9 protein-coding genes and 3 pseudogenes are annotated in these 15,161 nt (G+C 58.8%); 4 read left to right on the forward strand and 8 right to left on the reverse strand.

All coding sequences use genetic code 11. The features are described from left to right. Window positions 1-105 precede the first annotated feature (105 nt). Entirely contained in the window at window positions 106-1,023 is a 918-nt protein-coding gene (locus tag B0G81_RS00060) for a LysR family transcriptional regulator (protein ID WP_134132214.1), read from the forward strand. Between the two features lie 347 nt (window positions 1,024-1,370). On the opposite strand, the pseudogene B0G81_RS00065 reads toward B0G81_RS00060, so the two are convergent. Both B0G81_RS00065 and B0G81_RS00070 read right to left on the reverse strand, forming a co-directional pair. Further along, window positions 1,371-1,592: pseudogene (locus B0G81_RS00065) on the reverse strand (BON domain-containing protein); the annotation flags it as partial. A gap of 241 nt (window positions 1,593-1,833) precedes the next feature. Beyond that, window positions 1,834-2,228 (reverse strand): annotated as a pseudogene (locus tag B0G81_RS00070) (lipid A biosynthesis lauroyl acyltransferase); the annotation flags it as partial. Window positions 2,229-2,532: 304 nt separating this feature from the next. Here B0G81_RS00070 and B0G81_RS00075 point away from each other — a divergent pair. Continuing rightward, window positions 2,533-3,714 (forward strand): porin, encoded by a 1,182-nt coding sequence (locus B0G81_RS00075; protein ID WP_116123655.1) that lies wholly within the window; start codon window positions 2,533-2,535, stop codon window positions 3,712-3,714. A 198-nt stretch (window positions 3,715-3,912) separates the two neighbouring features. Here B0G81_RS00075 and B0G81_RS00080 read toward each other — a convergent pair whose 3' ends face one another. Continuing rightward, window positions 3,913-4,908 (reverse strand): LysR family transcriptional regulator, encoded by a 996-nt coding sequence (locus B0G81_RS00080; protein ID WP_134132218.1) that lies wholly within the window; start codon window positions 4,906-4,908, stop codon window positions 3,913-3,915. Window positions 4,909-5,313: 405 nt separating this feature from the next. Between B0G81_RS00080 and hfq the strand changes: the two genes are divergently transcribed. Then, the gene (gene hfq / locus B0G81_RS00085) at window positions 5,314-5,595 is read left to right on the forward strand and encodes an RNA chaperone Hfq (RefSeq protein ID WP_134132222.1); all 282 of its coding nucleotides are present in this window, start codon (window positions 5,314-5,316) and stop codon (window positions 5,593-5,595) included. Between the two features lie 1,394 nt (window positions 5,596-6,989). After that, on the forward strand, window positions 6,990-8,750 hold the full coding sequence (sulP, locus tag B0G81_RS00095) for a sulfate permease (protein ID WP_134132226.1): 1,761 nt from the start codon (window positions 6,990-6,992) through the stop codon (window positions 8,748-8,750). Window positions 8,751-8,813: 63 nt separating this feature from the next. Here the strand turns inward: sulP and B0G81_RS00100 are convergent. The 5 genes and pseudogenes from B0G81_RS00100 to B0G81_RS00120 form a co-directional block, all read right to left on the reverse strand. Further along, window positions 8,814-9,366: pseudogene (locus B0G81_RS00100) on the reverse strand (DDE-type integrase/transposase/recombinase); the annotation flags it as partial. Window positions 9,367-9,545: 179 nt separating this feature from the next. Further along, window positions 9,546-10,502, reverse strand: a complete 957-nt coding sequence (locus B0G81_RS00105) for a Na/Pi symporter (protein ID WP_106284684.1) — start codon at window positions 10,500-10,502, stop codon at window positions 9,546-9,548. 252 nt (window positions 10,503-10,754) lie between these two features. Beyond that, window positions 10,755-11,579 carry a polyphosphate kinase 2 gene (gene ppk2, locus B0G81_RS00110; RefSeq protein WP_134132230.1) on the reverse strand — a complete coding sequence of 275 codons (825 nt, stop codon included), beginning with the start codon at window positions 11,577-11,579 and terminating at the stop codon, window positions 10,755-10,757. A 437-nt stretch (window positions 11,580-12,016) separates the two neighbouring features. After that, window positions 12,017-13,630 carry an alpha/beta hydrolase gene (locus B0G81_RS00115; RefSeq protein WP_134132235.1) on the reverse strand — a complete coding sequence of 538 codons (1,614 nt, stop codon included), beginning with the start codon at window positions 13,628-13,630 and terminating at the stop codon, window positions 12,017-12,019. 273 nt (window positions 13,631-13,903) lie between these two features. Then, window positions 13,904-14,926, reverse strand: coding sequence for a hypothetical protein (locus B0G81_RS00120; protein WP_134132240.1), 1,023 nt, complete (start codon window positions 14,924-14,926; stop codon window positions 13,904-13,906). Between the last annotated feature and the right edge of the window lie 235 nt (window positions 14,927-15,161).

The raw sequence follows: 15,161 nt of genomic DNA on the forward strand, positions 1-15,161 counted from the left end.
ACATAACTGAACTGTATGGTTTATTTACGTTGACGGCAACAGTATGTTTCACTATACTGAACCGTATGGTTTTGAATTTCGATTCACTCTGGATTGCGAACACTTATGGACCATCTCGAAACGCTGCGAACCTTCTGTACCGTCGTCGAAATGCAGAGCTTCACGCACGCCGCCAATGCATTGGGCATCTCAAAGACAGTCGTCTCGCGCGCGATCACCGGGCTCGAAACCAGGCTTGGCGTGCGTCTTTTTCAGCGCACGACCCGACACCTCGCACTCACTGAATCCGGGGAGGAGTTTTACGGCGGCTGCTCGCGCGTGGTTGCTGAACTGGACGTGCTCGAGGCCGGTGCCGGGGAGCGCGCACGGGAGCCTGCAGGGGTACTGCGGCTCGTCGCCCACACCACTGCGGCGCTGATCGAGCTGCCACCGCTGATCGCTGGGTTCCGTGCCCGGTATCCAGCTGTGCAGCTCGAATTGACGCTCGCGGAACGGACAGTGGATCTGATCAAGGAAGCCTTCGATCTCGGCATCGTGCTGCCGTTCATGCTGACCAGCGAGCTGACGATCACCCGTTCGTTGTGCCGCCTGCCCCTCGCCGTGGTGGGCTCGCCCAGCTATCTGCAGGGGCGCCGGCTGCCGCAAAGGCCCAACGATCTCGCCGCATTCCGCTTCGTGACAATCCTCGCCTCGATCAGCGAACCACAACTGCGGTTCCGGCGCGGTGGCGAACAGATTGCCGTGCCACTCGAACACGACGTATCGACCAACAACGCCGCGTTGAACAAGGAACTGGTAATGAGCGGTGCTGGTCTCGGCGTGTTGCCGCTGACGATGGTCGGCAAGGAGCTGGACGATGGCCGGCTGGTACAGCTGCTGCCCGACTTCGAGCTCATGAGCGGGGACGCCGAACTCAGGCTCGCATATCGGGACCGGAGCCTGATGACGGCGAAGGTCCGGGCGTTCATCGACTATACGACGTCATACTTCGACGCGCGCGCTGCTCAGGCGGGCCTTCGGTGATGTTCTGCCAGTTGACGCCTGATGAAACGTGTTTTTGGACGTAGGTTCCGTTCGCTTGCAGGCATGCCGACCAGCTGATAACTGTGGTCCGGTCATAGACTTTTCCGTCTTGGGTCAGTGCAGCGATGCGCTCTGCCGTACCACGCGGCACGAGCAGTCTGCTGCAGTCCACCGTAATAACGGCACTTGTAATCCGCTGACCGTAGCACGACGAAGCCGCCGACCTGACTCATCGCTGCGACGCCTTCGACCGTTTCGCTCATCGACGAATCGCCAACTGCATTCGAGCTCGCGGCGAATATGACCAGCAGCGCCGCAAACCACTTTTTCATTTCAGACTCCCACGCGCGCGCCTTGACGAATACGTTCGACACGTTGAAGGTGGGCGCGTTCGACAACGCCTTACGTACGTCGCGAGCCCGTTTCCTGTCCGCTGTTGTCGCCTTTCCTGAAGTTACAGCCGGAGTCGATGCGATTGCCATGGCGTCGATGGCTTGCGCATAGCCGTTCGACGTGAGCGTCACGCAGCCCACCACGGCGAGCAGATTCGCTACGTTGCATGCTTTCATGATTGCCTCTCCTGTTCGGCCTGCGGAAATAGCGGTCGATCAAGGTCTGGGTCGGATCATGTTCGGCCCTGGGACGGCAGCCGCGTCTTCACGCGGACAGTCGATGTCGCCTGCACCCTGGCCACCGATCCTCATGCGCGGATCGCGTCCGTCGGGTCGCTGCCGGGCATGTTTTCATCGTCTCACTTGCGGGCATCGGGAGCTCGCTGGCTGCCTTAAAAATGACCTGTCGCGTCCGCAATCAATATACCGCGGGCATCCCCGGTGGACGATGTTTGAAACGTCGACGCACCCAGTAATACTGGGCGGGAATTTTCATTATCTGCGTTTCAAGAAACGCATTCATCGTATGCACATCATGGGTGTCACTTCCCGACGGGAAATCGCTCAACGGCGGAAAAACGGTCAATCGATACTCTTTGAAATCTGGCAGTACTTCCGTAACAAACGGCACAACTCGCGCGCTCCCTATTCTGGCGAGTCGCGAAACAGAGGTTAACGTGCACGCATGTGCGTGTACGAGGAAGTGGCAGGCATCTTCAGTGAATAAATCAGGCACCCGATTTCGACGCCGACGAAATGGAACCCCATGAAGATCGTGGACGGGGGGTTCCTGTCTTCGAGATCAATCGCCGTGAGCCGATGCTGGAAGCAATGGATTCCTGACGAATCTGCCCCCATTCTCGCGCTTCCTTCTACGTCTTTCATGCGCCGCGCCAGCCGACCGTTTAGCACAAGGTGACGCGCATGAATTTAAGCGGTCGCCACAGAAACCACCGAAACAGAGCAATCCAAATCGATCCGTCGGCGATTCTTTTCCTCGGACAAATGTGCGTCAGTGTCAGAAATTCACGACAGGTTACTTTTTTTGCTTCGGTAACCGAACGATGCGGAGTTACCCTCATGTTCGCAACAACAATCATCCTGCCGGGAGAAACGCATGAAACGAATCGCATTGTCGACCTTCTCGCTTGCGCTGCTCGGCGCAACAGGCGCAGCGCATGCACAGAGCAGTGTGACGCTGTATGGCTTGATCGATGAATCAATCCAGTACGTATATCACGCAGATTCGGCGAACAATCATCTGTTTCAAACGTACGCCGGCAACCTGCAGGGCAGCCGCTGGGGCATGAAGGGCACCGAAGACCTGGGCGGTGGCCTGAAGGCTATCTTCCAGCTGGAAAACGGTTTCGACGTGAACACTGGCGGATTGAACCAGGGCGGTCGCCTGTTCGGCCGCCAGGCGTACGTCGGCCTGACGCAGGACCTGTACGGTACCTTCACGTTGGGTCGCCAGTACGACCCGCTTGTCGACATGGTCCAGCCGCTGACGGCTGATAACTACTTCGGCAGCACGTTCACGACGCCGGGCGACGTCGACAACAATGACAACAGCTCCCGTACCAACAGCGCAGTCAAGTACGTATCGCCGGTGTGGAGCGGCTTCCAGTTCGAAGGCATGTATGCATTCGGCGGCGTTGCGGGCTCAACGGGCGCAGGCCAGACGTGGGCGGGCGCGGCGACGTACGCCTTTGGTCCGTTGAGCTTTGCAGCCGGTTACATCCGCATGGAGAACGCTAACTCGGCGGCCGGCCGTGCGAGCACGACCAATTCGTTGTCGCACTGGGGCTCCAGCGCAACGTCCGACGGTACGTTCGACTCAGCCATCAACGGCGGATACTCATCGGCCAAGTCGATCGACATCACATCGGCAGCAGCCCAGTACGTCACGGGTCCGTTCACTTTCAATATCCGTTATAGCTTCGCGCAGTACAAGCCGGACGGCTTCTCTCTCTTCCAGAATCAGGAGAAATTTCACGTCGCCGGCGGCTACGCGGGTTACCAACTCACGCCTGCCATGCTGATCGGCTTGGGCTACATCTACACGCACGGCGCTGGCGACACGTCGGCTACGTATCACCAGGGTTCGCTGGGTGCGGACTACCTCCTGTCGAAGCGTACCGACCTGTACCTGATTGGCGCTTACCAGCACGCAAACGGCACGCAACGAGCGGCCGATGGTAGTCACGTCACTGCGGATGCTTCGGTTGGCTCGTACGGATTAACGGCAGGATCCAGCTCGCAAGCGATTATCAGCCTGGGTATCCGTCATAAGTTCTAGGAGAAATGCATTGGATGCGGCCAGTGACGTCTGGCCGCGGCACGAAGCCGGCCCCAGGACGCGAGCCCGAAGGTTGGCTTTTCTGCTGTCATCTTGTCGACTTCGCAAGAGGACGCGTCACCGTGGACGGTCACCACTTTCTCGGATTAAGACCTCTATCCACTCTCTGTTCCTCCGACTCCAAAAGTAGCTTTCATATCAGGTATCCTGGTTTCCTCTTTTTTGTACGTCGTGTGCGGCCATTGCTTCATCGCCAGAGGCCGGCGCCAGGTGAGGCGTGAACGCGGCCTCGTCCCGTACGAGACGCTGGGGCAATGTTTCCTTGAGAAATTCGACCCATGTACTTACCTTCTTGTCGTGGGAGCGCGGCGAAGAAAGAAGCACGTAGGCATTGCGCGCCTGCATCCTGTACCTGGGCAAGACGTGCATCATGGTTCCAGCCTGTAATTTTTGCATCCCCGCACGCAGCGGCAATGGGCCTATACCAAGACCAGCCTCAATTGCATCAGCGAGTACATCGCTCAGGTCGCTATGAAGAATCGGGTCGCCGACCGAACACGTTTCGTGGCCAAATGGCCCCTCGAACTGCCATTGCCCGGATGACACGTCGCCAGCGTGATCAAAGCACCGATGTTGTTTGAGGTCGCAAGGCGTCTTCGGCACTCCGTATCGCGCCAGATAGACGGGTGCAGCACATAGGATCGAAGAAACTGCCCCAAGTCGCTCGGAGACTATGCCAGGGCCGGGCGGTTCGGACGAGCAAAGCAGTACGACGTCGTAGTCGCCGGGCAGCGCGTCCTGCATCTGCGGCAACAGCGTCACGCTCGCCGAAACCTGAGGGAATCGCTCCAGGTAGCTCGAAAGTAGCCCTGATAGGTGATATCGGTCAAAACTCGCGGATACGCCGATCCTAAGTGTCCCGGCCGGTTCAGCGCCCACTTCCGATGCCTCCGCCTCCGCCTGTGCTAACTGATTCAGGATCACGTCGCAGTGCGAAAGATATCGCTCCCCTGCCTGAGTCAATGCCACGCGCCGGGTCGTCCTCTGCAACAGACGTACCTGCAGGTGCGTCTCAAGATCTGCGATAGCACGCGAAACCTGAGATGTAACGAGGTTGAGTTCTTGCGCTGCCGCAGTAAAGCTGCCAACTGATGCAACTCGGGAAAAGGCACGTATGGCCTGCAGCATATCCATGGGTCGCCTTCAATCTGTTAAGGCGTTTCAGTTCGTCAATTGTGAGAAACCAACCCGACACGCCAGCGGCACATGCCGGCCCTTTTTTTGGGCAATTCGGATGTGCCTCACTAAATACTTTAGTCGAAAGAGCGCGCGGTTTTCACGTGGCTCGTTGATAGAATAACAATCTTATTCTCGTTGCCTCGCAATACTTGTGTCGCGCCCTGGTTGGCGCGCTCGAGCAGTATCCGCTTAGGGCAGAACGATAATGCTACCTTCGCAATGACCGGAGAACTGCACCCGGTCCGTGTTCGCGCCATGCGATCAGCGCCGCCGGGTGAGACTAACGCACTTGTCTGGACTGGCTCGGTGGCTTCAGGTATCGCCGGTACGACCGAAGCATCTATCGCATGGACTTCGAACATGACTACACGCCCGGACGTACAGGATGATTTTTTGCACATGCTTATAAAGAACAAGGCCGCCGTGAACGTGTTCCTTGTGAACGGCATAAGACTGAGCGGTCAACTGGCCGCCTTTGACAGATTTTCAATTCTGCTAGTGTCTGGCTCAGGTTCGCAACTTGTTTTTAAACATGCCATATCGACCGTACTGCCCGTCAATGGCATGGGCCAAGTACGTGAGCCCACCGAGGTGCCTGTAACTGGTGAAACGACGGACCAATTACGGCGCCGTGTCCGATGAGAACTGCCATGACATGCTGCCGCTACGCCAAGCCTCACCCGTCTCCGTACCATTGAGTTTCTGCGCCGCGCTAACTCGCGCAGTGTCGATGAGGTACTCGGATGTTGACTCATGCTTCGGATGGCCTGAGACGGCGCGTCGCGGTCGATCTCGGAAAAGGCGATACCTGGCTTTTCGTCCCGGGCAAGGACGGTTGGCGGCAACAGAAGGAGCGCGACGCACGCGGCGATCCAGGCCGCCGGGATGTTCGTTTTCCGCGCTCGATAGGTCGAGGGAAGATGCAAGGCTGGTCGCCCTCGTCTTTAACTTGCTCGCGTCGGGTGGACTCCTCGGGCGTAAGCGCTGGACTACCGATGAAGTTCCACGCGAAGCGCGGTTTCAGAGCGCCAATGCCGGCGCGATGCACCTGGGTTGGCGCGCCACTGACGACACCGCTTAGATTGGCGTTTTCTACAGGGCGTATCACGGGCCACCGAATACCGCCTCGCTGCGCTGGTGCCGATGCCCCATCACCCTCCTCCGTCAAATTCAGGCGGCAGATCATGCCGACTGTCACACGAGCCGACTGTCACGTGCTCGGCTTGCTCCCGCATACCGGGGCGCCAGTCGCACCGGAGGAGGTGTCCGAATTGGCTGCGCCATCACTGACGACCCCATGCGCGTATGCCCGAGCGTCGTCGATGTCGACACGCGACAGGCAGCATAAAACCGCGTAAACTTACTTTCATCGACATGACTGGAAGCCCACCATGGTCACCACGAAAACTGTCCGACGGGCATTTTCGGGCCTGACTTTAGCGTTCAAGCCCAAAGCCAACGCTCGCATTACGCGCACACTCAAAAATGCCCAGCGACACGCCGACGATGCGTGGAAGGGGACCATGCATGGCGTGCACGACCCCTCCCGTCACAAAGGGTATGGGCGATGATTGGCGAATGACATGGGCGTCTTGCGGCATCGCTTGCGCCGCAATGCCGCGCGTCTTCGATTACGCCGACCCCGAGGTTTCCTGCTCGCTTTTGCGCTCCCGTTGACTGTTGCGCCAGATGGCGTGAGCCCGCGTGCGACGTTGTGTGCCTTTGCGTCATCCGGGTCCTTGCAGCGATACCGTATCCCCGGCCTGCCGGTACTTTTTGAGCGGCGCAACCGCGAGTCGTTTTTGACCAAGACTTGACGGTTAGTTGCATTCAGGCGCAGCAGCAAAGCCGGGCGCGGGAGCGCTGCTGACCTTTGCTGGCGTCACGGCATGATGTACGACGCGACGCTCGCCGGTCGGCTTCGGGCTCTCCTTGCGTCGCGGATTGCCGTTCGGAGCGTCCAAGCGCACAATCACCGCGCCCTACGTGATCGTGCGGGGCGCTTTCGTCACTAGACGCCTTACGGCTGCCGAACCATGTCATCCGATCAACCTCTTCAACCACGGCAGCGCGCCGACAGCATCCCCAAAAGATGGCTGCGCTATGTGCCCGGCGTCGCGATGCTCAAGGGCTATCACGCCACGTGGCTCAGGAACGACATCACCGCGGGCCTTGTGCTGACCACGATGCTCGTTCCGGTCGGCGTCGCTTATGCTGAGGCGTCGGGCGTGCCCGGCGTGTGCGGCCTGTATGCGACCATTGTCCCGCTGCTCGCCTATGCAATCTTCGGCCCAAGCCGCATTCTCGTGCTTGGCCCCGACTCCGCGCTCGCCGCACCAGTGCTCGCTGTCGTCGTGCTGAGCGCGTCGGGGGAGCCGTCGCGCGCGATCGCCGTGGCGAGCATGATGGCGCTCATCTCGGGACTTGTGTGCGTCGTCTTCGGCGTGTTGAAGCTCGGTTTCGTGACTGAGCTGCTGTCCACGCCGATTCGATACGGCTACATGAACGGCATCGCGCTGACGGTACTGATCAGCCAGTTGCCGAAGCTGTTTGCGATATCGTTCGAAGATCAGGGGCCGCTGCGGGATCTGCTCAATCTCGTCAAAGCTGTCGGCGCCGGGCAGGCGAACTGGTATAGCTTTTCGGTCGGCGCGGGCAGTCTCGCGCTCATTCTGTTGCTCAAGCGCTTTGACAAGGTGCCGGGCATCCTGGTCGCCGTCGTGCTCGCGACGCTGTGCGTGAGCGTGTTCCAGCTCGATCGCATGGGCGTGAAAGTACTAGGCACGATTCCGCAGGGATTGCCCACGTTCTCGCTGCCCGTCGTAAGCGACGTCGATTTCGGGCGCATCGTGCTGGGCGGTTGCGCGGTCGCGCTGATTTCCTTCGCGGACACGAGTGTGCTGTCGCGCACGTTTGCCGCGCGCTCCAACATGCGAGTCGATCCGAATCAGGAAATGATTGGACTGGGGGTCGCCAATCTCGCAACCGGGCTCTTCCAAGGCTTTCCGATCAGCAGCAGTTCATCGCGCACGCCGGTTGCGGAAGCTGCGGGCGCCCGGACGCAGGTGACGGGCATCGTCGGCGCGCTCGCGGTCGCGGCCGTTCTGCTCGCGGGACCAAATCTGCTGCGCCATCTTCCGAGTAGCGCACTCGCCGCAGTCGTGATCGCCGCGGCGATCGGCCTCTTCGAGTTCAGCGAGCTTAAGCGCATCTATCGCATTCAGCAATGGGAGTTCTGGCTGTCGATTTGCTGCTTCGCCGGCGTCGCGGTGTTCGGCGCGATTCCCGGCATCTGCATTGCGGTGGTCATCGCTATCATCGAATTTCTATGGGACGGATGGCGTCCCCATTACGCCGTACTCGGCCGCGTCGACGGATTGCGCGGCTATCATGACATGAAGCGTTACCCGCACGCGACACAGATTCCGGGGCTGCTGCTGTTTCGCTGGGATGCGCCGCTCTTCTTCGCGAACGCAGAATTGTTCCAGGAGCGCGTGATCGAGGCGGCGCAGCAGGCCACTACGCCCGTCAAACGAGTCGTCGTGACTGCGGAGCCGGTGACGAGCGTGGACGTCACCTCGGCCGACATGCTGCGCGAGCTGCACCGCACGTTACAGGACCGCGGCATCGAGCTGCACTTCGCCGAGATGAAAGACCCCGTCCGTGACAAGCTCAGGCGCCTGGAGCTGTCGCCGATCTTTCCCGATGCGTGCTTCCATCCGACCATAGGCAGCGCGGTCGATGCGTACCTTGATGCCGCAGGTGCAGGCCAGACGCCTGCGTCTGACCATCGTTGAGCGCGTCGAGAGCGAAAATCAACTGTCATCGCAGCGCGGGTTGCCCACTGCGGCGCTGTCACATTAATTGTTGGCGACACAATAGCGGAGAGGACAGACACCTGCCCAGAAAACGGACGGGCTTTGGGTGGCCTCAGTGAAACAATCCCAGGCGGCGAGGCGTGTGGCGATCTGTTTGCGATAGAGTGAGGCGCATAGCAGGTGTCGCTTGAGCGCGAAGTGCTGACGAATCGGACCGAAGCTCGACCAGAGAACCTGCGTGCGTTCAGGATCGCGGAAGCCGCGCGTGCGTCGCTCACGTTCGCGCGCCGGCTGATAACTGTTTTCAGCGCGGCTATTGATTCGCGCGCTGGCTTTGACGAAAACGTGCTTCATATGAGCGAGCTCGCGAATCTCGGCTTTCGCCGCCGGATAGCTGCGCAACTGGTTAGTCACGATCTTGCGCGGTGGCTTCAGCACACGAGGCAAGCACGCGCTTGAAAAACTGCTTTGCTGCTGCCTTGTCGCGGTGCTTCTGTAGCAGGATATCGAGTACAGCCCCGTATTGATCAACAGCGCGCCATAGCAGGTAAGGCTCGCCGCGCAAGGTCACAAATACTTCGTCAAGGCGCCATGTCGCGCGGGGCTTGTGAGGCGCCATGAAGACGCAGGGTGCGCAGGAAAAATACTTGCTCCCGCCGATACATGGAATCAGTTGCTGTTCGCCGCGCACGAACCGCGGACGCGCGACCGCTCTGTCAGCGATGGCCTTCCTCTCACCGAGCCAAAAATTCACGCGGCGGTGATAGCGACCACTCAGGACGCCGGCTCTGAACCTGCACTTCGAGCCTCGGCACCCAGCCACTTTCTGAGCAAGGGTTCAACCCACGTCAGCGCCAGAAGAAAGCAGATTGCGACGGTAAAATTGAATATCAGATGCGCCCATGCCACCGCCATCCCCGGGTTGGTTGTTAAATCCACCATTGCTCTTGAAAAGGATCTCAGGAATGGAAAGTAGCACAGCACTCCGGTCGCATTGAACAGAAAGTTCGTAATCGCCGTGGCTCTTGCGATGGAACTCATCCCGAGACCTGCAACCAACGCGGTTGAGGTCGAGCCGACGTTCGAGCCGATGACAATCGGTATCGCGGCCTGCGGCGGTAGCACCCCTTGTTGGACGAGGAGAATTGCCAGACCAGTGGTGACGCTGCTTGACTGAACCAACGCAGTGAATAGCAAGCCGGCAAGCACGCCTGCCCACGGAGCCTCTGCAAGTGCAAGCCATTCCTTGAACTGCGGGCGATTTTGCAGAGGCCTCAGTTCCGCGGATATCAGATCCAACGCGAAGAAGATCAATCCAAAATAGAAAACAGCTTTTCCGATGTACCTGGCGCGGATCGGCAACATCGAAATCAAGGCCCCAAGTACGATGAATATCGGTCCGATACCCGTGAGCTTGAAGGAGACCAGCCAGGCGGTTGCGGTGGTCCCGACATTGCTGCCGAGCAGGATCCCCAGACTGGCTCGGAAGGAAATGACGGACGCGTCCACAAGAGTGACCGCAAGCGCTGTGATTGCGCTGCTTGACTGCACAATCGCTGTGGCGAATGCACCAACCAGAAACCCGAGCCAGCGGCTTGCTGTCACACGTTCGAGCCATGACTGCAGCGCCGTGCCCCCGACTTCCTGCAGTTCGCGACTAAAGCCCTGAAGGCCGTAAAGGAAAAGAAGAACCGCGGAGGCCGCGGCGAACAGTCCCTGGATTGGTGTCATGGCGACCTCCTTGTCCGTTCTCCTCTCTGCGGGAAAGCCGTTCGAGTGTTGAGATCACGTCGACGGAAGACAATGCTGCGCCGCATGCCAAGTATGTACCCGCTTTGGGGCTCTGACCACCATGTCTCCCCCGCCGCTGCCGAAAGGCAGAACACCCTGCGAGTTGTGCCGGCCTGTCGCGTCGGCGTGGTTCACAACTACTGCACGCGTTTCATCGACCGCCGCGTTCGCGGCGGGGCGGGTAGCAGAAAGTTACCTGCGAACCTCCGGGATAAACCTGAATGGATAGTCGGGCTCTTGGTAATCTCCGGGCTTCTGTCGTTTGGGCAACGTCACCTTGTCTCGGGCCACCTCCTCATAAGGAATCTTGCTTAGTAAGTGGCTAATGAGATCGAGGCGTGCGCGCTTCTTGTCATCCGACTTCACGACGTACCAGGGCGCAAACTCCGTGTCGGTCGCCATGAACATTTCGTCGCGTGCGCGGGAGTAATCGTACCACCGCTGGTATGACTCGAGATCCATTGGTGACAGCTTCCAGATTTTCCGTTGATCATGAATACGCGCTTCCAACCGACGCGTCTGCTCTGCCATTCCGACTTCAAGCCAATACTTGAGCAAAATGACGCCGGAATCAGTCACCGCCCGCTCGACTAATGGCGCGTCTTTCAGAAAAATCCTCGCCTGTTCTTCGGTGCAGAACCCCATGACCCGTTCCACCCCGGCTCGGTTGTACCAGCTGCGATCGAACAGGACGATCTCGCCGCTCGCAGGAAGATGCGGCAGATAACGTTGCATATACATCTGCGATCTTTCGCGGTCGGATGGCGCTGGCAATGCGACGACGTGAAATATGCGCGGACTCACGCGCTCGGTAATCGCCTTGATCGTACCGCCCTTGCCCGCACCGTCGCGCCCTTCGAATATCACACATATCTTGGCGCCTGTTGCAACGACCCATTGCTGGAGCTTGACCAGTTCGACGTGAAGGCGAGCGAGCTCTTTCTCGTACTCCCTGTTTCCCAGATGATGTTGCCTGTTTGCCTCTGTCGGACTTGCACCTACCTTTGCATCCTTCATCGCCTTTCTCCCACGGCATTTCGGGTTTGCTGCTTTGCCGCACTTAGTTTGTCACAGTCCCTTTGAATTGCTATAAACACCTGTTGGTGTACCGAATGGCACCAGCATACGCGGGTAGAAGTGTTTCGAAATCAACTGAGCGAAGACCTCGAACTCAAGGGACCATTGAGCGCGTTTTCCGCTGGGTTTAGTGGCCGCTTCGTCTAAGCGTCTCGATGGGACGCCATAAAGAAGGACGGACAGTGAAGCGTCCTCGCCAAAGATGGTTCGCCCGGTCCCCGCACGTTCGGGCATAAAAATAAGGTAAGGGTTGCGCCCCTGAAGACGTTTGCGTCGAGCAGTAGCCTCGCAGTACGCGAACTATCGATTCAAGCCCACCTTCCGGTTTTCCTCTACGACACAGCGGCCGTTACCGATCAAATCCGCGCCGGCGACGGTCAAGGTGTCGCTGCAGACAGATCCTCCTCGGTCACCGCATCGTCGCTCATCCCGTCCATTTGAATGCCCGGCGAATCTGCAGAAGTCGTCGCAGCCGGAGTTGACATCGAACGATCGAACGACTGACGGGACGTGCCCGATCGCCGCACGGGCTCGCCGATGGTCGCGTCGAGTCGCGTCAAAACGTACGGAAAGAATGGATTAGATGCGATTCGAAAGAGCGTATCCAGACTGACAATCAGCCCTCCGCGCTCCCCGCGTGGAACGAGAGTGCCGAGTGCTGCGCCATACTTCGTGCCTGATTCCTCGTCCTGGCGGGTTCCATACAACGGATCATCGGGTGGAAAAGGAATTGCGACATGTGACAGTGAGAACACCTGCGGCGGGTAGACGAGGTCAAGCTCACGCGTTTGCCATTGCGTGCTCCCCGGCTCGACCACGCGCTCCTTCATGTTCTCGGAGCCCGACGGAGCATTGGCGATGACCGTGAGCCGGTATGCCACAGGAAACCGCGGTATCAAGCGTGATAGCGCCAGTGGTGACGCCGGATTAAGAATCTGGCCCATCTTTGCCCGTCTGTTCACGTCGAACAGTACCAGTTCGCTTCCGTTTGATGGGAAATTCGCGTACATCGCGGTCAGGATCGCGCGTGTGCTTACTGTGGAATCGATAACGGATTGAAAGGTTAATACCGGAGGAAGTTTCGCAAGTTGTCCTATTCTCGCAAGACGAGCCAATTCCTCCTGCAATGCCACTGTCAGCCGGTGCGATTGCCTTGCACCATTAACCGGAAACGAGTTGTATTTAAATGGATTGAATTCAGGCACGATCCCGAGCCACGCAGCTTTTGCAAATGGTGGCAATAGCGCCGGAAGTGACGCGAGACCGGCAAAACGCGCATAACGTGTAATACCGATCATCGGTGAGAACAGCACGATCCGTTCTGGCCGGTCCAGCCGACTATCTTCGAGGCTGTCCAGTGCATACTTCATCGCGAGCGCACCACCATTCGAGAACCCGACCATCTGTAATGGGCAATTCGGCCCGACTCGACGTCTGGCTTCACGCATCGCAAGCCGCGTTGCCGCCATCCATGTCTCCCAGTCGACATCGGTCAGCCCGGCGGGCACCGTGCCGTGACCGGGCAGGCGAATTCCGATTGCAACAAATCCATGGGCGACGTAGATGCGTGCAATGTGCCGGAGACTATAGGGAGAATCGGTCAAACCGTGCAGCAGCACGACAGCGCCCAAGGGCTTTCCAGGCGGGAGCATCTCATATGACCTGTTCCAGTCGTGGTCGAAACCTGGCGGATAGATGGGACTATTTTTAAAGTACCGATTCGACATTACCTGCGCCGACGTTGGCAAACGGTCCGTGACCTCCCGGCGCACCTGCTCGAAAAGACTGTCTTCGTGCCTGAGATACGCGTTCCAGTCCGATCCATCGATTTGCCCAGCGCTCAATTCTTCGGGTACATAGGTGTGCCAGAGTTCGAGCGGAGGCCCCGTGCGCGAATCGTACGCACGGACGGCAAGCAGGAGTGAAGACAATGCGGCGATTAATAGCAACGCTCGCACCAATATCCTGACAAAGCGAGTGCCTGTTCCCATTTTTAACTACCCCGTCCCAATGAACCCGATCTGGGCGATAAGGCGCATGAGGGTGTTTGCAGTCCAACTGACGCAATCACTTTCTGATAGGACTACGCCGGGCCTATCGCCGTAAGCTTGAACGACACAAGCGTGGCGGTGGCCGTTGTCCCCACAGGGCGACGCCAACATCGTCGCGTCCAAAACCATTGGCGCCCAGCAAGACTTTTCCAGACTGACGCGAGGTGCAGCCGCATCCCGTGTCGCGAGTTCGGCATATGACGTGTCGGAGCGTCACAGAAGCCATTGGTTTGCATCGTCCGACATGCGTGGGACCGCATGCAGATCGTTTCGCGCGAAACGCACCAGACAGAAGGCACGCGATTCCTGTAATGCACCCGGCACCCGCGCCAGATGAACCTGGATCTCGGTACTTTCACGCTGATGGTCGTCGTCCACGATCACGTTCGTCCGGTCAAGACGCAGCGTCCTCTTTTCCACCTGAATGTAAGGACCGGGCGACGTCAGCATCTCGCATACCATGCTGATCTCCCGCTCCAGTGCGTCGGTCTTTAGCCCAAGGCCAGCCAGTTTGCGGTTGTTCTCCTCGAGCTGCACCTGCAAGGCAGCCATCTCTCCGACACCCGACAACCGGTTACCGTCCAGAAGTGAATTCATTCCCTTGCCCTGTCGCCCTAGAAGCATGAGTCGCGTATTCAGCAGCGCACGCTCCTGTTCCAGCAGGCCACGGCGCGATACGTCGGCGGCGATCCGGTCGAGCGCTTCAAGCGCGAGTTGCTCCACGACCCGCAACACAATTTCGTCACGCAACTCCGATTCATTGCGTTCGCACACGCGCACCTGATGATCGCCAAAACTGACCGTCGTTCGCTCAACGTCGGTACGTACAGCATCGCCGTGCTGCGCGACGCCCAAGGTGCGGCGCTCGGTCATGGCCATACCAAGCAAAATAAACGCCTCGCGATCCAGTGCATTTCGGTCAAAGTACGCACGCAGTTCGGCCGAGCGACTCAGCGCGCGGGTGACATCCTCCGACACCGCAAAGAACGCGTGAATGTGTGGGTCCGATGACCAGGCCGCGGCGCTCGCCTCGCGTGCGATTGGGACATCTTCGGTCAGAGCGCGCACATATTCCAACGCACATCTGATGGCCGGTGCCAGTCTCGCCGCATGGTTCGTCACGAGCCGCAGTTGCGGAGCCAGGTTGAGGATTCGATCAAGCGCTTCACGTGTCTCTCGCGCGGTAGCTTCACCGGGCGGTGGTTCGCGCCTAAACAACCAGTTGAACACGCTCATGCTGGCCTCCTTGTCCGAGACCGTTAAAACTTCACGCGGAGACTTACACTGACCGTCTCACGCAGCGAGAGTCCACACTTCGGCATGGACCGGCGCTGATGACTTGTATTGAATGAGAATCGAACGTACCCGAGCCAGAGCGAACGTCCTCTCTTCTACCAACCCTATGGGAGCCATGTCCCTGTTCAGTTTTCGCACGGATGCCCGGATACCCGCTCTTTTCCCGAGCCATTCA

Source organism: Paraburkholderia sp. BL6665CI2N2, assembly GCF_004366535.1.
In the GTDB taxonomy this organism is placed as follows: Bacteria; Pseudomonadota; Gammaproteobacteria; order Burkholderiales; family Burkholderiaceae; genus Paraburkholderia.